Raw genomic sequence first — 18341 nt, 5'->3', positions numbered from 1 at the left:
TGCGTACGGGTGGAGTGCACACGGGTGGAGTAGGCGTGTGGGAGTTGGTCTCTACAGCGCCCTCAGGCCCTCGATCACCTCGCGCAGGATGCGTTCGTCGGGCAGTTGGGCGGGCGGTACGGGGCGGCTGACGGTGACGCAGCCGAGTTCGAGGAGGTCGCCGAGGAGGACCCTGACCACGCCGACGGGCAGGTCCGCGCCGGCGGCGAGTTCGGCGACCGACTGGGTCTCCGTGCGGCACAGGCCGATGAGGTTGCGGTGTTCCGGGCCGAGCGGGGCGTCGTCCACGCCGGGTGCGCCCGGGTCCAGCGTGACCAGGGCGATCAGGTCGAACCGCACGCCTGTGGGGCCGGGCCGGGTCCGTCCGCCCGTCATGGCGTACGGGCGGACGAGCGGGCCGGCCTCGTTGTCGTACCACTGGCTGCCCTGGTCGAGCGGGGTGCCGGTCATGTCCTCGGTCATCTGCGCGGACCGTTCTCTCTGTTCATCCGCCGGCGGGCGGCCGTGCGCCGACGCGCGGCGCGGTGCCGAGATGCTCGCCGACACGTTTGACCAGGCGGGCCATCTCGTAGGCCACGAGGCCGATGTCGGCGGTCACGGCGGTGAGGAGGGCGAGGCAGGAGCCGTCGCCCGCGGCGGCCACGAACAGGAAGCCCTCGTCCATCTCCACCATGGTCTGGCGGACACCGCCGGCCCCGAAGTGCCGTCCCGCTCCCTTGGCGAGGCTGTGGAAGCCCGAGGCGACCGCGGCCAGGTGCTCGGCGTCCTCGCGGCGCAGGTCGCTCGAAGCGCCCATGGCAAGGCCGTCGTTGGACAGCACCACGACGTGCCGGATCTGGCTCACGCGGACCACGAGGTCGTCCAGCAGCCAGTCGAGTTCGCCGGAGCGCCTGGCGGTGTGTGTACTCGGTTCCTGGATCATGCGGGGTCTCCTTCACTGCCGTCGCCGGCCGTCGCGGGGCCGGGCGTCGCGCCGCGGCCGGATTGCCTGCCGCCGCCGCGGGCCCAGCCGTCGCGGTAGGCCGCCATGCGGTCCCGTACGAGTTCCGGGGTGCGTTCGTCGTCCCGGGGCGCGAGCGTCGGTGGCGGCTCCTCGGGGCGCCCGTCGCGCAGTTGAGGGGCGAGGCTGGCCTGTCGTACCCGACGCGGGAGGTCGTCGGAGTCTTCGGGCTGCTCCTGGGGGCGGTGCAGTCGCAAGGTGGCGACTCCTGAGGGTGGGGTGTGGCTCGTGGTCTCCGTGGGCACCGCGGTCTCGGCGACGGCCGGTACGGGTGCCACGAGGGCGCGCCGGTCGGCCTGTGCGGGAACGGCGTCCTGGAGCAGGGTGCCGTCGGGCACGTGTGCGTAGGCGCGTTCCGTGGCGTGGGGCGCGGGGGCCGCTTCGGCGGGGGGAGCTTCCGGCGCGCCGGTGTGCAGCAGGGCGGTGGGCAGCAGGACGACCGCGGTGGTGCCGCCGTACGGGGAGGTCCTCAGGTGGACCTTGACGTCGTGCCGGGCGGCGAGCCTGCTGACCACGAACAGGCCGAGCCGGTCGCTGTCGAACAGGTCGAGCGCCTCGGACTGCTCGATGCGGCGGTTGGCCTCGGCGAGGGTCTCCTTGCCCATGCCGAGGCCTCGGTCCTCGACCTCGACGGCGTAACCGTTGCCGACGGGTTCGCCGGTGACGCGTACGCGTGTGTGGGGCGGAGAGAACTGGGCGGCGTTCTCGAGGAGCTCGGCCAGCAGGTGCGTGAGGTCGGCGACGGCCGCGCCGACGACGGCCGCCTCGGGGAGATGCCGTACCTCCACACGCGCGTAGTCCTCGACTTCGGACACGGCCGCGCGGACCACGTTGGTCAGGGAGACGGGCATGCGCCAGGCCCGGCCCGGGGCGGCTCCGGAGAGGATGATCAAACTCTCCGCGTGGCGGCGCATGCGGGTGGTGAGGTGGTCGAGGCGGAAGAGGTCGCTCAGCTCGTTCGGGTCGTCGGAGCGGCGTTCCATGCTGTCGAGGAGGCTCAGCTGCCGGTGGACGAGGACCTGGCTGCGGCGGGCGAGGTTGACGAAGACACCGGAGATGCCGCTGGCGAGTTCGGCGCGCTCCACGGCGGCCCGCAGCGCTGCGCGGTGGACCGTGCCGAGGGCCTCGGCGACCTGCCCGGTCTCATCCTCCGCGGGTGCCCTCGGCGGTGCCTCGGCCCGGATGTCGATCTCCTCGCCCGCGCGCAGTCTGCGCATGGCGTCGGGAAGTTTGCGCCGGGCGATCTCCAAGGCACTGTTGCGCAGGCTCACCAGCTCCACCACGAGGCCGCGTCCGATGCGGACGGAGATGAAGAGCGAGGCCGCCACGGCGGCGAGCCCGAGCAGGACGGCGGCGCCGGCCGGGGTGAGCAGACCTCGGGTGAACGGATCGGCCCGCTGTGCGACAGCGTGGGCCGCGTCGTCCTCGATGATGCGCATACCGTTCTGCACGCGCGTGTGGGCCGTGCTCCAGGTCTCCTCGGGGACCGCGTCCACCGCGCGGGCGCCCGGCCCGGCCGCCAGCACCTTGTCCTCGACGGCGCCCAGGGTGTCGTAGGCGCCGTTGTCGGCGAGGCTGTTCCAGGCGGCGCGTTCGGTGCCGCGCAGGTCCGCCGCGGAGGACTCGGTGAGGGTGCGGCGCAGGTGGACGGCGCCGGTGAACAACCGGAGCCGTTCCCCGGTGAGGGTGCCGGTCACGCGGGCACTCGCCAGGACCGCGTCCTCCTGGGCCAGCGCCTCTCCCGCGCGGGAGAACTCGAGCAGCACGCGCGCGTCGGAGCCGAGGGCCGCGTCCTGGATGCCGGTGAGGGAGCCGACCGCGCCGAAGGCCGACGCGATGGTGCTCGTGTACCGCTCGTACGTCTCGTCCCAGCCCACACGGCGGTCGAGCACCGCTGTCCGCAGCGGCCGCAGCTGCTCGGCACCGGTGACGAACTCCTCCATCCGGCGCGCGACCGCGGCGGGGAGTTCCTCGCTGTCGGCGACGGTGTGGTCCTCGCCGAGCCGCAGTTTCGCGACGGCCCGGTCGCTGCGCCGGGCGAGTTCGTCCAGCTCGTCGTTCGCCACGGCGGAGGGGTCGGTGGCGGCGCGTACCGCTGCGGCGCGTTCGGCCTGGAGGGCCGCGACCGCCGCGGAGACGGGGGCGCGGACCGCGCCGTCCACACGCTGGACCTGCCGCAGCCGGGAGACGTCCTGGGCGGTGGTGACGGTGGCGTAGGCCCACAGGCCCAGGAGGGAGACGACCGGCACCATCAGCAGACAGACGATCTTGGCGCGCACGGTACGCGGGCGCAGGTGGCGGCGCTCCGCGCGCGGGGGTGTCCCGTCCGATGCGGCGTCCGAGGGCGCCTCGGGGCCCTCGTCGGCCGGTGGTCCGGCGTGCGCGCGGCGGCCGCGCACGGGCGGGGGCGGCGCCTGGGCGCCGGTTGTGGGGGGCCTACGGGGTGTACGCATGGACTCCTCGCTCGGGAGTGGGTCGGGGGCGAGCCGCGGCACTCAGGCCCGTCCGGGCTCGGGGCGGCGTCCGGGCTCGGGGCGGCGTCCGGCTTCGAGCACACGTCGCGGGCCGCGGGGCGGGCCGCTCGGGCCGCCGGGCCGCGCGCTAGGGGGCGACGCTCTCGACCGGCCGCTGGGCCGAGGCGGACGCCTCGCGCTCCCCTGCGGTCGGCGACAGCGCGACGAACGCCGAGGTCAGGAAGAGGTAGGACCCGAGGCCGACGGCGAGAGGGAAGATGAACTGCATCGCCGTGGCCCCGGTCAGGGCTTCCCCGGAGGGCGTCACGCGCACGCCCACCGCGAACATCCCGGTGTAGTGCATGCTGCTGACGGCCGCGCCCATGATCAGGGATGCGATGGTGACCGCGACGGGCGACTTGATGTTGAGCGCCGCCCACAGGGCCGCCGTCGCGGCGGCGACGGCGATCAGGACGGAGAGCCCGACGAGCACCGGGTCGTAGGTCACGTCGCCGTGCAGGCGGACGGCCGCCATGCCCAGGTAGTGCATGCTCGCGACGCCGAGGCCGGTGGTGAGCCCGCCGACGAAGAGGGCCCGGCCGCGGTCCCGCCCGTAACCGACGGCGAAGACGCCGGCGCAGACGACGACCATGGCCACGAGCAGGCTCAGGAGGGTGAGCGGCACGTCGTAGCGGATGTCGGTGCCGGTGACGCCGAAGCCGAGCATGGCCACGAAGTGCATGGTCCAGATGCCGGTGCCGATCGCCGAGGCGGCGGTGAGGAGCCAGTTGCGGCGCGAGCGCCCGGTGGCGGCGAGCGCGCGGACGGTGCAGCGCAGTCCGAGCGCGGCGCCTATGCAGGCCATCACGTACGACAGCGCGGGGGTCAGCCACCCCAGGGCGGCGTGGTCCAGGTGTCCCATGGCCCCGGGACGCTAGACCCGGCACAGGCGCGCGAAGGGGGCACCTTTCGAAAGGTGCTGGAATATGACGCAAGGATGTACCGGAACGATCGAGTCACGCTCGAACATGTGCACAGAGGCATCCATCCGTGCCGGTGAGGAATCATGCGGTACATGAGCGACGACCAGACGCGTGTCCAGGAGTTCTTCACCGCCCGCGCCGCCGACTGGGACAGCAGGTTCCCGGACGACGGTCCGGCCTACGCCGCCGCGGTCGCGGAACTCGGGTTGCGGGCGGGCGACCGTGTGCTGGACGCCGGCTGCGGCACCGGACGCGCCCTGCCGCCCCTGCGAGCCGCCGTGGGGCCCTCGGGAGTGGTTCTCGGTGCCGATCTGACCCCGGCCATGCTGCGGGAGGCGGTAAGGGCCGGACGCGACCATGACGGGCTGTTGCTGCTCGCGGACGTGGCCGCGCTGCCCTTGCGCGCTCGCTCGCTGGACGCCGTGTTCGGGGCGGGACTCATCTCGCATCTGCCGAGTCCGGCCGAGAACCTGCGCGAACTGGCGCGTGTGGTGCGCCCCGGCGGTCTGCTGGCGCTGTTCCACCCGATCGGCAGGGCGGCGCTCGCGGCCCGCCACGGCCGCCCGCTCACCCCGGACGACCTGCGCGCCGAACCCAACCTCCGCCCGCTACTGGCCGGTTCCGGATGGCGCCTGAGGTCGTACGCCGACGAGGACTCCCGCTTCCTGGCGCTCGCCGTCCGCGCGGACTGAGCCGGCTCGTCACCCGGCCTCGGCGTCCGGCGCCTGCGCGTGCCGCACGGGGCAGCCCCGGACGCCCGGGACCGGGCGCGTGCCCAGGTCGGCGATCCGGTAGCCGTACGGATAGCCCTTGATCTCCCAGTTCTGCCGGGCGAAGTGCGGGGCGCGCCGGGGCGGCAGCAGACGGACCGCGCGGCCTCGCAGCCGGACCGCGCGGCGTACCCACGCGCGCGTGGCGGCGCTCGGCGGTTCGTAGCGGAAGGCGCGCAGGAGCGCGTCGTCGAGCAGGGAGAGGGTCGTGGTGCGCAGCAGGGGGGCGAGCGGGCCGGGGTACCAGGAGGCCATCAGGTCGAGAGTGGCGTCCGAGACGCGGCGGGCCTCCTCGTCCCAGGCGAAGTGGGCCGCCTCGTAGGCGTCGAGGCAGGTCTCGAAATCCTCGTAGGTCTCGGGGATGTCGTTGATCCCCATGTGGCGGCCGAGCGTGCGGAAGTGGACGACACTGGCGACGGTCTCGTGGCGGGACATCCTGCGCCAGCCGTAGGCGTCGATCCACCGTTTGGGCATCACGACGAACGTGCAGAGCACGTAGCGCATGTCGTCGTCGCTGATGTCGTAGCTGCGGTGCATCTGGTTGATGCGGCGGATCGCGGTCTTTCCCTGGCCGCTGCCGAAGCCGTGCTCGACGATGGTGTCCAGGAGGAGTGAGGTGTCGTCGTAGCGCTTCTGCGTCCGCTCCGTGAGCTCCGCCGTGCGAGCGAGCAGCCGGCCGATGCTCGGGACGGCGTACGTGCGGTACAGGGCCAGCTCCAGCGCCCGGGTGAAGTCCCAGGGGAACTCGTACGCCACGCTCAGTCGGTAGATGTCCGTGGCCTCCCGGTACGGGTCCATCCGCCGGATCCGTTCCAGCCGTGCGAAGCGCTTCACCGTGCCGTCCCCCCTTCTGCCGCAGGTCCTGCAACTTTACGTTGGTGTCCGGGACATGTACGACCGGCACGGCAGTCGCACAGAGGGAAGGCGGTCCGCATGTGGGGCAGGGTCCGCAAGGCCGGGGGCAGAGTCACCCGTGCCTGGCGCACGGAGCCGAGGGCCGGGGCGGACAGGCGTCCGCACAACCTCTTCGAGGCCGCGGCCGGCTACGTCACGGCGTGCGCGCAGGACGACCAGGAGCGGGCCGACGAGGCGGCCGGCTGGGTTTCGCCGGAGGCGCTGTCGTTCGGAGTGAACGAGCTCGCCTGCCGGGCCGTGATCGCGCTCGCGCGGCAACGCGGCGAGTCGCCGGAGACCGTGGCCCGTGAGCTTCTGGGACTGCCGGCGGCGTGACGCGCCGCCCTCCCGGACGGCCGATTCGCCCCGTCCGCCGGAAAGCTGCAGCTCCGCGTGCGCATGCGGGGTCGTGACAAGCGGCTTCCGCGCGCACTAGGGTGCGCGCGGTTGGACGAACCGATGGGGAGGCTGGGATGGCCGGGACGGATGAGGACGCCGTCGCCGCCGAGGACGATGCGCTCTATGTGCTCACGGCGGTGCTGCTGACGCCGGCGAAGTTCCCGAGTGTGCTGGGCGACGACTACCCCGAGGCATGCGCGGCGCTCGGTCTGGCGCCGCTCGCCGACGGGTACGGGCTGGTGCTCGGGCAGGACGGTGAGGGCGCCCGGTGGACCGTGGTCATCGACGACGTCTCCCTGGTGGCGGTCGCGATCGCATCCTGGGACTGCGGCATGGAGTACGACCTGTCGCCGGACGAGCGCACGGTCGTGGCGGCCCTGCCCGGCTGGCCCCTCGCGGTCGCCGTCGCCGCTCCCGGGGTGCCCGCGCCGCACGATCCCGGTCCGGAGGTCGACGACCGGCCCCCGCTGGCACCACCGGACACCAGCGTCTGGGGGCCCGGCCAGCGGCGTCTGGGCGCGGACGAGATCGCGCTGCACTGGGCGACGTGGCGGGAGCAGGTCGACGACGCGGCCTTTCCGAAGCAGGAGTCCCCGGGGGCACCGGGCGACGAGGGCGGGACGGTCGGCGGTCCGGACGGGAGCAGGGAGGACGGGCGCCCGGGCCAGAGCCGCATCCGGCGCGTCCTCGCGGAGGCGCGCACCTACATCGACACACCGCCGCCGCTGGGGCGCGTCCGCTCGTCGTTCGCGCCGGGTGACGCACGGATCCTGCGGGCCGACGGTCCTGGCTGGTCGCTCGTGGCCAGGACCGACGACATCGCCTTCGTGCTGCTCGACGAGGAGCCCGGCGAGGTCCTGCCGGTGGGCCGGGGGCCGGAGCTGCCGGGTCTCCTCGAGGCGCTGGACGATATGGCCGTACGGCCGAACTGAACCGGTCGGACCCCTCGGCACTGCCGCCGGTGGCTCCCGCTCGGCCGGATTGCCCCGGTCAGCGCCTCAGCGGCCGAGCTCCTTGCGGGTGGCGCGGCGCAGCCTGCGGCGCTGCGACGGGTCCAGCGTGAAGTACGCGGCGGCCGGGACTCCCAGGATGATCAGGAGCGATGCCCACCAGGGCAGCCAGATCAGCAGGATGAGCCCGACCGCCACACCGCCCGCGGCGATCTTGGCGTTCTTGGACATGACTGTCGCCTCCTTCGCGGCCACTGCCGCTCTCTGTCTCGAAAACGGACCCGCGCTCGCGACGGTTCCGGACCGCGCCCCTGAGACATCCCTGAGGTGCGACCCCGACGCACCCCTGAGACCTCTATGGTGACCCAGCTCACAGGCTGACCATACCCATCTGCACCAGAAGTGCTGTATTCTCGGCGACTCCGCTCCACTAGTCAAATTTGAGGAATCAGCCATAGACGAGCATCCGACTCACCCGGCGCCCTCCTCCGGCATCTCCGCACTGCCCCTGTGCCACTCCGTGTTCCTGCCCGGCGACCCGGCCCGCACCGGCAGCGTCGCCTTCTGGCGGCCCGACGGCGATGCCCCTCCGGCCGTGGCACCGGCGTCCGTCGCGGACCTGACCGTCGTCGTGCCCGGAGACAGTGGGATCGAGGCAGCGAGGGCGTCCGCCGTCGTGGTGCCGTTGCGCGCGGCCCTGCCGGTCCTCACGCGTGCGCGTGCCGACGCCCGGGGGCACCGCTCCACCCTGTTCTGGGGCGCGGCCGCCCTGCACGCCCTGCACCTCGTGGCACGCGGACTGCTGCTGCCGGGGCTGTCCCAGGGCGACCACGACGCCTGGCACACGGGCCCGCTGCGCGCCCAGGACGTCGAGGACGTACGCCGCCTGGCCGCCGCGATGCCGCCGGAGGCGCACGCCGTGCCGCTGGACGGCCCCGGGCCGCTGCGGCTGCCCGGCCCGGAGCAGCTCCTGCGCGCCTTCCTCGACGCGGTTGCCGACACCCTGCCCCGCTCCCCCGCCGCCCCGCTGGTGACGGGCGGTGCCGCCTACGCGGCGGCCGAGCCGGTGCGCCTGCCCGAGCAGCGTGCCTGGGCGGCGGATGTCGCGGCGGGCCACGACGCGGGCGTGCGGCTGTCCCTGCGGATCGAGGCGGACGGTCTGACCGACACGGACGACGACCCGGACGACGGCGCGGACGTGACCTTCCGGGCCGTGCTGCAGGTGCACAGCGTCAGCGATCCCGCGCTCGTCGCGGACGCCGCGGACGTCTGGGCCGGCACCGGGGGCGAGGCCTTCGGCCGCCGCGCGCGGATGGACGCGCTCCTCGCCCTGCGCCGGGCGGCCCGTGCCTGGGCCCCCCTCACGCCGCTGCTCTCGGCGGCCGTGCCCGACGCGGTCGAGCTCGCCGACGAGGAGGTCACCGAGCTCCTGGGAGCGGGCGCCCGCTCCCTGGCAGCGGACGGCGTCGACGTGCACTGGCCGAAGGGACTGACCCGCGACCTCACCACGCGCGCGGAGGTCGGGCCCGCCGAGGACGAACAGGAGTCGGGCAGGGCCTTCGCGGCCACGCCGTCGTTCCTGTCCGCCGACGCGCTGCTCGCCTTCACCTGGTCGTTCGCGCTGGGCGAGCGGCGGCTGAGCCGCGAGGAACTGGACCGTCTCGCCGAGGCCAAGCGCCCTGTGGTGCGGCTGCGCGACCAGTGGGTCCTGATCGACCCTCAGGAGGTACGGCTGGCGCGCTCCCGGCAGGACGACAAGGTCACGCCCGTGGACGCGCTCGGCGCGGCCCTCACCGGCTGGGCGGAGGTGGACGGCCACCGGGTCGAGGTGCGGCCGACCGGCTGGCTGGCGGCACTGCGGGAGCGGCTCGCGGACCCCGAGGCGCAGCAGCCCGTGGAGCAGCCGGCCGCCCTGGCCGCTACCCTGCGGGACTACCAGCGGCGGGGCCTGAACTGGCTCGCGGGTATGACGTCGGTGGGACTGGGCTGCTGCCTCGCCGACGACATGGGACTCGGCAAGACCATCACGCTGATCGCCCTCCACTTGCACCGGCAGACCGACGCACCGTCCGCCGGGCCCACCCTGGTGGTCTGCCCGACGTCCCTGATGGGCAACTGGCAGCGGGAGATCGAACGGTTCGCGCCCGGCACACCCGTGCGGCGCTTCCACGGCGCACGGCGCAGCCTGGAGGGCCTGGCCGACGGGGAGTTCGTGCTCACCACGTACGGCACGATGCGCCTGGACGCGCCCCGGCTCGCCGGGGTGCAGTGGGGCATGCTCGTGGCGGACGAGGCCCAGCACGTGAAGAACCCGTACTCCTCGACGGCGCGGGAGCTGCGCTCCATCGGCGCACGCGCGCGTGTGGCGCTCACCGGCACCCCGGTGGAGAACAACCTGTCGGAGCTGTGGGCGATCCTCGACTGGACGATGCCGGGGCTGCTGGGCCGCCTCGGCACCTTCCGCAGGCGGTACGCGAATGCCGTCGAGGGCGGCCAGGACCCGGCCGCGGCCGACCGGCTGGCCCGGCTCGTACAGCCGTTCCTGCTGCGCCGCCGCAAGTCGGACCCGGGGATCGCGCCCGAGCTGCCGCCGAAGACGGAGACCGACCACGCCGTGTCGCTCACCCAGGAGCAGGCGGGGCTGTACGAGGCCGTGGTGCGCGAGGCGCTCGCGGAGATCTCCGGCGCCGGGAGCATGGCGCGGCGGGGCCTGATCGTGAAGCTGCTGACCGGCCTCAAACAGATCTGCAACCACCCGGCGCAGTACCTCGAGGAGGAGCGTCCGGTGATCACCGGACGCTCCGGGAAGCTGGAGCTGCTGGACGAACTGCTCGACACGATCCTTGCCGGGCAGGCGGGCGTGCTGGTCTTCACGCAGTACGTGCGGATGGCCCGCCTGCTGGAACGGCACCTGGCCGCCCGTGGCACGCCCACACAGTTCCTGCACGGGGGTACGCCCGTCACCCAGCGCGAGGCCATGGTGCGGCGCTTCCAGAACGGCGAAGTGCCGGTGTTCCTGCTGTCGCTGAAGGCGGCGGGCACCGGGCTGAACCTCACCCGCGCCGAGCACGTCGTGCACTACGACCGCTGGTGGAACCCGGCCGTCGAGGCGCAGGCGACCGACCGCGCGTACCGCATCGGCCAGACGCGGCCCGTGCAGGTGCACCGGATCGTCGCCGAGGGAACCATCGAGGACCGCATCGCCGAACTGCTGGCCCACAAGCGGGAGCTGGCGGACGCGGTCCTGGGCTCCGGTGAGGCCGCGCTCACGGAACTGACGGACGCCGAACTGACGGATCTGGTCGAACTGCGAGGGGGCCTGCGATGACTCGGTACGACGGTGACACGGAGCGCACGTTCGCCGCACTGCCGCCCGCGCGCGGACGGGGGTTCGCGCAGACCTGGTGGGGCCGGGCCTGGCTGAAGGCGCTGGAGGACACGGCGCTGGAACCGGCGCAGCTCAAGACGGGTCGCCGGCTCGCGCGCGCGGGAGCGGTCGGTGCGATGTCGGTGCGCCCCGGGCGGCTCACGGCCGTCGTCCAGGACCGCGACCGCACGGCGTACCGGGCCGACATCCTTCTGGAGGAGCTCTCGCCCTCGCAGTGGGACCGCCTCCTGGACATGACGGTGGAGCGGGCCGGACACGTGGCGGCGCTGCTGGACCGGGACATGCCGCCACACCTGGTCGAGGACGCGGCCGCCGCGGGCGTCGAACTGCTGCCCGGCCTGGGCGATCTGGAGCCGGAGTGCGACTGCGGGGCCTGGGACCACTGCGGTCACACGGCGGCGCTCTGCTACCAGGTGGCCCGGCTGCTGGACCAGGACCCGTTCGTCCTGCTGCTGATGCGGGGGCGCGGCGAGGCCGCCCTGCTGGAGGATCTCCAGGCGCGCGGCGGCGCGTCCGCGGCGGGCTCCTTCGAGCCGGAGGGCGTGGACGCGGCCGAGGCCTACGCCGCCGGTGACATCCTGCCGCCGCTCCCGGGTCTGCCCGTCCTCCCCGACGCGCCCGGTGTGCCGCCGTCCCTGGACACCGAGACGCCGCCCGCGCCCGGCATCGACCCGGCCGCGCTGGAGTTCCTGGCCGCACGGACCGCCGTACGGGCGCACCGGCTGCTCTCGGAGGCGCTCGAGGGTGCCGTCGACGAGGAGTTGACGGTGGCGCAGGACGCGGTGCGGCTGGCCGCGGGCGGGCCCGGGCGGGAGGTGGCGGACCGGCTCGCCGATGGGTCGGGACGCGACCGGGAGGGCCTGGCGACGGCCGTCCAGGCCTGGCGTCACGGCGGTAGGCACGCGCTGTCCGTACTGGACGAGGAGTGGCAGGTGGACGGCGAAGCGCTCGCACGCGCACATGCCGCTCTGGAGTCCGCCTGGGACGCGGACGAGCGGCCGGGGCTGCGGGCGCGGGGCAACCGGTGGACGGTCGCCGGCGCGCCGGTCCAGCTGCGCCTCGGCCGGGACGGCCGCTGGTGGCCGTACCGCAAGGAGCGCGGCCGCTGGCAGCCCGCGGGAGGCGCCGCCCAAGACCCGGCGACGGCCCTGGCGTCGGCTGAACTCGTCCCCGAAGAGGGGAGCTTCCTGTGACGATCCGCCGATACGGCCAGGACGTCCTCACGGTCGCCGACGAACTGACCGAGGCGTATGCGGAGGTCTTCACGGAACCGCCCTGGGAACCCCGGGGCGTCGAGGAGACCCGGGCAGAATTCCGCGAGCGGCTGGAGACGGACGTGCGCCGTCCGGGCTTCCGGGCGGTGCTGGCACTGTCCGAGGACGGCGGGGTGGAAGGTTTCGCCACGGGCTGGATCACTCAAGCGCCCTTCCGCGGCGATCGCGCCTACGGAAAGGTGACACGACGGCTCGGTGCCGACCGGGTGGACGAACTCCTGGTCGGCTCCTTCGAGATCGACGAGCTGGGCGTACGCTCCCGGGCTCGCGGTACGGGTCTGGGGCGGCGGTTGCTGTCCGCCGCCGGCTCCGACGCGCCCGGCGGCCGGGCCTGGCTGATGACCTGGAGCGGGGCTGCGGACGCCCTCGCCTTCTATCGCCATGCCGGATGGTGGGAGCCCGGCCCACTGCCGGGTGAGGAGACGGACATGGTGGTGTTCGTCGCGCCGGGCCGGCTCCCGGCACGGCCTCCGGTCAGGGCAGTAGGTCGCCGGTGTCCAGGGACGGCAGGAGTGATTCGAAGTCGCTCGGCAGGTCGCTCGGCAGTTGCGTCGGGAAGCCCGACGGCAGCCGGGTGGGCAGCTCGCTCGGCAGCCTGATGGGCAGTTCGGTGGGGATGCCGAAGGACGGCGCGGGCGTGCGGCTGCTCTCGCCGGACGGCTCCTCGTCGGGTGAGTCGTCCCGCCCCGAGGCCATCAGCACCACGACGGACACGGCCGCGGCGGCCACGAGCACGGCGAGCAGGACGAGCAGCGGATTGCGGCGGCGGGGAGGTCCGGGCGGGTGAGGCGGTACGGGTGGCATGGCCATACCGGCCACAGTCGCCGCGCTCCGTTCAAGGCGCGAGGGGCGCACGGAAGCTGATACGGGCTCATGGCATGGATCGCATGATTCCGGAGCATGACGGGTCCGTCGGCCGGTCACTGTGACCGGCCGACGGACCCGCACGCGCGCGTGAGGTCAGCCGCGGGCCCCCAGCAGGTGGTCCATGGCCAGCTGGTCCAGCTGCTCGAAGGCCATGCCGCGGGCGGCGGCCGCCTCGACGTCGAACGCCTCGAACGCCGACCGGTCGGCGAGCAGGGACTGGAGGCCGTCCGCGGCGGTCGGCTGGGCCAGCTCGTCCAGGCGGGCCGCGCGCAGGGCCTCCTGGACCTCCGGGTCGGCGCGGAAGGCGGCGGCGCGGTCCTTGAGGATGAGGTAGTTGCGCATGCAGCCGGCGGCCGAGGCCCACACGCCGTCGAGGTCCTCGGTCCGCGGGGGTTTGAAGTCGAAGTGCCGCGGGCCGGTGTAGCCGGCCGACTCCAGCAGGTCGACCAGCCAGAACGCGGCGCGCAGGTCACCGGCGCCGAAGCGCAGGTCCTGGTCGTACTTGATGCCGGACTGGCCGTTGAGGTCGATGTGGAACAGCTTGCCCGCCCACAGCGCCTGCGCGATGCCGTGCGGGAAGTTCAGCCCGGCCATCTGCTCGTGCCCGACCTCGGGGTTGACGCCGTACAGCTCCGGCCGCTCCAGCCGCTCGATGAACGCCAGGGCGTGGCCGACGGTCGGCAGCAGGATGTCGCCGCGCGGTTCGTTCGGCTTGGGCTCGATCGCGAAGCGCAGGTCGTAGCCCTGGGAGGTGACGTACTCGCCGAGCAGGTCGAAGGCCTCCTTCATCCGGTCCAGGGCGGCACGGACGTCCTTGGCGGCGCCGGACTCCGCCCCTTCCCGGCCGCCCCAGGCCACGTACACCTCGGCGCCCAGCTCGACGGCCAGGTCGATGTTGCGGATGGTCTTGCGCAGCGCGTAGCGGCGCACGTCGCGGTCGTTGGCGGTGAAGGCGCCGTCCTTGAAGACCGGGTGCGTGAAGAGGTTGGTGGTGGCCATCGGGACCTTCATGCCCGTGGCGTCCAGCGCCTGCCGGAAGCGCTTGATGTGGGCCTCGCGCTCGGTGTCGCTCGAGCCGAACGGGATCAGGTCGTCGTCGTGGAAGGTGACGCCGTGAGCGCCGAGACCGGCCAGGCGCTGCACCGTCTCGACCGGGTCCAGGGCACGCCGCGTGGCGTCGCCGAAGGGATCCCGTCCCTGCCAGCCGACGGTCCACAGGCCGAAGGTGAACCTGTCCTCGGGGGTGGGCTGGTAGCTCATGCCGCGGCTCCTTGCTCGCTGAGGCTATTTCGTCATGCCGATTTACAAATTAGTATGCGAGCACCTTCCTGGGAAGAGACAAGGTGTCTCGGGACGAGAGCAGAGGGAGAAACCCGATGTCAGCAGCCGAGGGTCCGCTCGTCGTCGGCGTGGACTCGTCCACCCAGTCGACCAAGGCGCTGGTCGTCGACACGTCGACCGGCCGGGTCGTCGCGAGCGGCCAGGCGCCGCACACGGTCTCCTCGGGGGCCGGGCGCGAGAGCGATCCGCGCCAGTGGTGGGACGCGCTGTGCGAGGCCCTGCGCCAGTGCGGTGACGCGGCGCACGAGGCCGCCGCGGTGTCGGTCGGCGGGCAGCAGCACGGCCTGGTCACGCTCGACGGCCGGGGCGAGCCGGTGCGGCCCGCCCTGCTGTGGAACGACGTGCGCTCCGCGCCGCAGGCACGCAGGCTGACGGAGGATCTGGGCGGCGCGAAGTTCTGGGCCGAACGCACCGGAAGCGTCCCCGCCGCCTCCTTCACGGTCACCAAGTGGGCCTGGCTGGCCGAGCACGAGCCGGAGGCGGTCCGCGCCACGAAGGCCGTACGTCTTCCCCACGACTACCTGACCGAGCGGCTCACCGGGCAGGGCACGACCGACCGCGGCGACGCCTCCGGGACGGGCTGGTGGACGTCCGGGACGGAGGCGTACGACGAGGAGGTCCTGGCGCACGTGGGGCTCGACCCGGCCCTGCTGCCCCGTGTGGTCCGGCCCGGCGAGGTGGCGGGCACGGTGCGCGACAGTCATGATCTGCCGTTCTCCAAGGGCACGCTGGTCGCGCCCGGCACCGGCGACAACGCCGCCGCGGCGCTGGGCCTCGGGGTGCGTCCGGGCACGCCGGTGATGAGCCTCGGCACCTCGGGCACGGTGTACGCCGTGTCGCGTCACCGGCCTGCCGACCCGAGCGGCACGGTGGCGGGCTTCGCCGACGCCCGCGGCGACTGGCTGCCACTGGCCTGCACCCTGAACTGCACGCTCGCCGTCGACCGCGTGGCCACGCTGCTGGGCCTGGACCGCGAGGCCGTCGAACCGGGCACGGCCGTCACGCTGCTGCCCTACCTGGACGGCGAGCGCACCCCGAACCTGCCGAACGCCTCCGGGCTGCTGCACGGCCTGCGCCACGACACGACCGCCGGGCAGCTCCTCCAGGCCGCCTACGACGGTGCCGTGCACTCCCTGCTCGGCGCGCTCGACCTGGTCCTCGACGCGGAGGCCGACCCCTCGGCGCCCCTGCTGCTGATCGGCGGCGGCGCCCGGGGCACGGCCTGGCAGGAGACCGTACGGCGGCTGTCGGGGCGTCCCGTACAGGTGCCCGAAGCCAAGGAGCTGGTCGCGCTCGGTGCCGCCGCGCAGGCGGCCGGGGTGCTGACCGGGGAGGACCCGGCGGCGGTCGCGCGGCGCTGGGGCACGGCGGCCGGTCCGGTGCTCGACGCCGTCGAGCGGGACGAGGAGACGCTGGCCAGGATCGCCGGGGTACTCTCCGACGCGGCTCCGCTGCTGGAGCGGCCCACCGACACCCACTGAGGACTGGCGTCAGGCATGACCGCACCGCTGCACGAGGCCCGCTCCGCGCCGGGACGCGCGCTGCCCGACACCCAGCAGGGCATGCGCCGCCGCAACCTCTCCCGTGTCATGCACGCCGTCCGCGCCGAGGGACCGCTCTCCCGGGCCGCTGTCGCCTCACGGATCGGCCTGACCCGGGCGGCGGTGTCGACGCTCGTCGACGAACTGATCCGGTCGGGCCTGCTGGAGGAGCTGGGGCCCGAACGGCCCGGCAGGGTGGGCCGCCCCGGCTCCGCGCTCGCCGTCAGCGGACGCGGCCCGGCCGGGATCGGTGCGGAGGTCGGCGTCGACCATCTCGCGGTCTGCGCCGTCGACCTCGGCGGCACGGCCCGCTCGCGCGCGATACGGCAGGGGGCGAACCGCGGCCGCTCCCCAGAACCAGTGATCGCGGAACTCACCGAACTGATCCGCCGGGTCGTCGCCGAGGCGGAGGGCCAGGGCCTGTGGCCGGCCGGGCTCGCCGTGGCCGTACCGGGGCTGGTGGCGCGCGACGCCCGGACCGTCGTACGCGCCCCGAACCTCGGCTGGCACGACACGGACCTCGGTGAACTGCTGCCCGCGGGCCTCCCGCTGACCGTGGACAACGAGGCCAACTTCGGTGCCCTCGCGGAACTCTGGCTCGGTGACGGCACACCACGCGACTTCCTGCACGTGTCGGCGGAGATCGGTATCGGTGCGGCGGTCGTGGTGGACGGCGGGCTGCTGCGCGGAACCCGCGGTTTCGCCGGCGAGTTGGGGCATGTGCCGGTCCGGCCCGAGGGACCGGAGTGTGCGTGCGGCGGGCGGGGATGCCTGGAGCAGTACGCCGGGGAGGAGGCCGTGCTGCGTGCGGCCGGTCTGGAGCCGGACCAGGACCGCGTGGGACTGCTCGCGGGGCGGGCCGCTGAGGGCGACGAGGACGTCCGCCGTGCCCTGCGTGACGCGGGCACCGCCCTCGGAGTCGCCCTGACCGGGGCGGTCAACCTGCTGGACCCGGAGAGCGTGGTGCTGGGGGGCGAGCTGTCCGGGCTGGCGCCCTGGCTGCTGCCCTCGCTGCGTGAGGAGTTGGCGCGGCGCACGGCGGGCCCGGCCTGTCCCGTGTCCGTGTCACGACTGGGCCCGCAGGGGCCGCTGCTGGGGGCCGCGCACTCGGTGGTGCGGGCGGTCCTGGACGACCCGGCGGTGTTCGCCCAGCAGGCTTGAGAACGGGTCAGGGCCACACGGCCCGGAGGTCGGCCCCCTCCGCAATCACCCGGCCGGGTGAGCGAGTTGTCCACAATTCCGGCCCCGTCCACCACTTCGGGGTGCTTCCTCCTGACCGCCCGGCAGGCGCCGTAATTTGATTCAGGCGGGCCGCGGCCACAACGGCCGCCGCTCTCCTTAGTCGATCAAGTGACACCCGCTGCCGTCGAACCCGGAAGGCACACCCTCATGGAACGGATGACCCACGGTCCCAGCAGGCGAAGCATCCTCATGGGCGCCGCCCTCACCGCCGTCCCCTCCACCCTGCTCCCCGGCACCCGGGCCACCGCCCGGCCCCAGACCGTCGACCACCCCGGAGCCGCGTGGCATCCGGCGAGCCGCGCCAACTACACGCCCTCGAACCGCCCCCGGGCCCATCCGCTGAACTACGTGGTCATCCACGTCGCGCAGACGACGTACGCCGGCACCCTGTCGGTGTTCCGCGACCCCGGGAAGAAGGTCTCCGCGCACTACGTGGTGCGCTCCTCCGACGGGCACGTGGCACAGTGCGTGCGCGAGACCGACATCGCGTGGCACGCGGGGAACTGGGACTACAACACCCGCAGCATCGGCATCGAGCACGAGGGCTGGGTGGACCGGCCCAGGTACTTCACCGATGCCATGTACGAGCGGTCGGCCCGGCTCACCGCGGCGATCTGCGCGAGGTACGGCATCCCCCGGAACCGCGCGCACATCATCGGTCACCACGAGGTGCCGGGCAGCGACCACACCGACCCGGGCCGGCACTGGGACTGGAAGCGCTACCTCAGACTGGTCAAGTCCGCCTGAAACCTGGCCAATGCCCCTCCGCGCCACCTCACATGCCGGTTACACCTCACTCAACCTCTGGTTGCGGCGCGGTAATCAGGCGACGATGGGACCATGACTCTGGCCCAGCGCGCCATGGAGCGCCTGCAGGCCTGGCCCGACCTGATGGCGGGCCCGGCAAGTTGCGGTACCGGACGGGCGCTCCGTTCCGTCCGTGACGAGATCGTCCACGTCCACTCGCCGCGGGACGTGGATCTCCACCTCACCGACCGGGCCATCCAGCGCTTCCACTACGACCTGGCCGGTTCGAGCGCGATCCGCCTGGTTCCCGGATCGTGCTGGGTGACGGTTCACCTCGACTGCGAGGCGGACATCGACCTGCTGCTCAGCCTGGTGAGCATCGCCCTCAAGGCCCACCAGACCCGGCCCGCCACCGACGGGCCCGGGCCGGCCGGGTGCAACTTCCACCGTGTCACGGTGCTCCCGCGTGACGCCGTGGCGGGCGGCTGAGTC

The 18341-nt window shown here is 73.6% G+C and carries 17 protein-coding genes and 1 pseudogene; 10 read left to right on the top strand and 8 right to left on the bottom strand.

Going from position 1 to position 18341, the window contains the following annotated elements; translation table 11 throughout:
- Positions 1-51: 51 nt before the first annotated feature.
- The 4 genes from ACZ5TL_RS20510 to ACZ5TL_RS20495 form a co-directional block, all read right to left on the bottom strand.
- Positions 52-462, bottom strand: a complete 411-nt coding sequence (locus ACZ5TL_RS20510; protein ID WP_468591423.1) for a DUF742 domain-containing protein — start codon at positions 460-462, stop codon at positions 52-54.
- A gap of 22 nt (positions 463-484) precedes the next feature.
- Positions 485-922 (bottom strand): roadblock/LC7 domain-containing protein, encoded by a 438-nt coding sequence (locus ACZ5TL_RS20505; protein WP_468591422.1) that lies wholly within the window; start codon positions 920-922, stop codon positions 485-487.
- On the bottom strand, positions 919-3453 hold the full coding sequence (locus ACZ5TL_RS20500; RefSeq protein WP_468591421.1) for a sensor histidine kinase: 2535 nt from the start codon (positions 3451-3453) through the stop codon (positions 919-921). Before ACZ5TL_RS20500 ends, ACZ5TL_RS20505 begins: the two co-directional genes overlap by 4 nt.
- Before the next feature lie 148 nt (positions 3454-3601).
- On the bottom strand, positions 3602-4375 hold the full coding sequence (locus ACZ5TL_RS20495; protein ID WP_468591420.1) for an MHYT domain-containing protein: 774 nt from the start codon (positions 4373-4375) through the stop codon (positions 3602-3604).
- Positions 4376-4528: 153 nt separating this feature from the next.
- Between ACZ5TL_RS20495 and ACZ5TL_RS20490 the strand changes: the two genes are divergently transcribed.
- A complete protein-coding gene (locus ACZ5TL_RS20490) occupies positions 4529-5128 on the top strand; it encodes a class I SAM-dependent methyltransferase (RefSeq protein ID WP_468591418.1) in 600 nt (199 codons plus the stop codon).
- Positions 5129-5137: 9 nt separating this feature from the next.
- On the opposite strand, the gene ACZ5TL_RS20485 is transcribed toward ACZ5TL_RS20490, so the two are convergent.
- Entirely contained in the window at positions 5138-6040 is a 903-nt protein-coding gene (locus ACZ5TL_RS20485; RefSeq protein WP_468591417.1) for an oxygenase MpaB family protein, read from the bottom strand.
- Positions 6041-6139: 99 nt separating this feature from the next.
- On the opposite strand from ACZ5TL_RS20485, the gene ACZ5TL_RS20480 reads away from it, so the two are divergent.
- Positions 6140-6436 (top strand): hypothetical protein, encoded by a 297-nt coding sequence (locus ACZ5TL_RS20480; RefSeq protein WP_468591416.1) that lies wholly within the window; start codon positions 6140-6142, stop codon positions 6434-6436.
- A 137-nt stretch (positions 6437-6573) separates the two neighbouring features.
- The gene (locus tag ACZ5TL_RS20475; RefSeq protein ID WP_468591414.1) at positions 6574-7431 is read left to right on the top strand and encodes a hypothetical protein; all 858 of its coding nucleotides are present in this window, start codon (positions 6574-6576) and stop codon (positions 7429-7431) included.
- A 66-nt stretch (positions 7432-7497) separates the two neighbouring features.
- Here ACZ5TL_RS20475 and ACZ5TL_RS20470 read toward each other — a convergent pair whose 3' ends face one another.
- Positions 7498-7680 carry a hypothetical protein gene (locus ACZ5TL_RS20470; RefSeq protein WP_468591413.1) on the bottom strand — a complete coding sequence of 61 codons (183 nt, stop codon included), beginning with the start codon at positions 7678-7680 and terminating at the stop codon, positions 7498-7500.
- A gap of 223 nt (positions 7681-7903) precedes the next feature.
- On the opposite strand from ACZ5TL_RS20470, the gene ACZ5TL_RS20465 reads away from it, so the two are divergent.
- The 3 genes and pseudogenes from ACZ5TL_RS20465 to ACZ5TL_RS20455 all read left to right on the top strand — a co-directional run.
- The gene (locus ACZ5TL_RS20465; protein WP_468591573.1) at positions 7904-10777 is read left to right on the top strand and encodes a DEAD/DEAH box helicase; all 2874 of its coding nucleotides are present in this window, start codon (positions 7904-7906) and stop codon (positions 10775-10777) included.
- Positions 10774-12030, top strand: coding sequence for an SWF or SNF family helicase (locus ACZ5TL_RS20460; protein WP_468591411.1), 1257 nt, complete (start codon positions 10774-10776; stop codon positions 12028-12030). The genes ACZ5TL_RS20465 and ACZ5TL_RS20460 overlap by 4 nt, the downstream gene beginning before the upstream one ends.
- Positions 12027-12491, top strand: a pseudogene (locus tag ACZ5TL_RS20455) (GNAT family N-acetyltransferase); the annotation flags it as partial. The gene ACZ5TL_RS20460 and the pseudogene ACZ5TL_RS20455, both read left to right, overlap by 4 nt.
- 94 nt (positions 12492-12585) lie before the next feature.
- Here the strand turns inward: ACZ5TL_RS20455 and ACZ5TL_RS20450 are convergent.
- Both ACZ5TL_RS20450 and xylA read right to left on the bottom strand, forming a co-directional pair.
- Positions 12586-12921 carry a hypothetical protein gene (locus ACZ5TL_RS20450; protein ID WP_468591409.1) on the bottom strand — a complete coding sequence of 112 codons (336 nt, stop codon included), beginning with the start codon at positions 12919-12921 and terminating at the stop codon, positions 12586-12588.
- 150 nt (positions 12922-13071) lie between these two features.
- Entirely contained in the window at positions 13072-14238 is a 1167-nt protein-coding gene (xylA, locus tag ACZ5TL_RS20445) for a xylose isomerase (RefSeq protein WP_468591407.1), read from the bottom strand.
- A 116-nt stretch (positions 14239-14354) separates the two neighbouring features.
- Between xylA and xylB the strand changes: the two genes are divergently transcribed.
- The 4 genes from xylB (at position 14355) to ACZ5TL_RS20425 (ending at position 18338) form a co-directional block, all read left to right on the top strand.
- A complete protein-coding gene (gene xylB, locus ACZ5TL_RS20440; RefSeq protein ID WP_468591406.1) occupies positions 14355-15800 on the top strand; it encodes a xylulokinase in 1446 nt (481 codons plus the stop codon).
- Positions 15801-15815: 15 nt separating this feature from the next.
- Positions 15816-17021 (top strand): ROK family protein, encoded by a 1206-nt coding sequence (locus ACZ5TL_RS20435; RefSeq protein WP_468591405.1) that lies wholly within the window; start codon positions 15816-15818, stop codon positions 17019-17021.
- 228 nt (positions 17022-17249) lie between these two features.
- Positions 17250-17849: an N-acetylmuramoyl-L-alanine amidase gene (locus ACZ5TL_RS20430; protein ID WP_468591404.1), complete on the top strand. Its 600-nt coding sequence runs from the start codon at positions 17250-17252 to the stop codon at positions 17847-17849.
- Between the two features lie 93 nt (positions 17850-17942).
- Positions 17943-18338, top strand: coding sequence for a luciferase domain-containing protein (locus tag ACZ5TL_RS20425; RefSeq protein ID WP_468591403.1), 396 nt, complete (start codon positions 17943-17945; stop codon positions 18336-18338).
- Positions 18339-18341: the final 3 nt, after the last annotated feature.

It is taken from the genome of Streptomyces sp. NPDC033136 (genome assembly GCF_055578235.1).
Note: the sequence above shows the minus strand (reverse complement) of the source record. Positions and strands in the feature narration are given on the sequence as shown.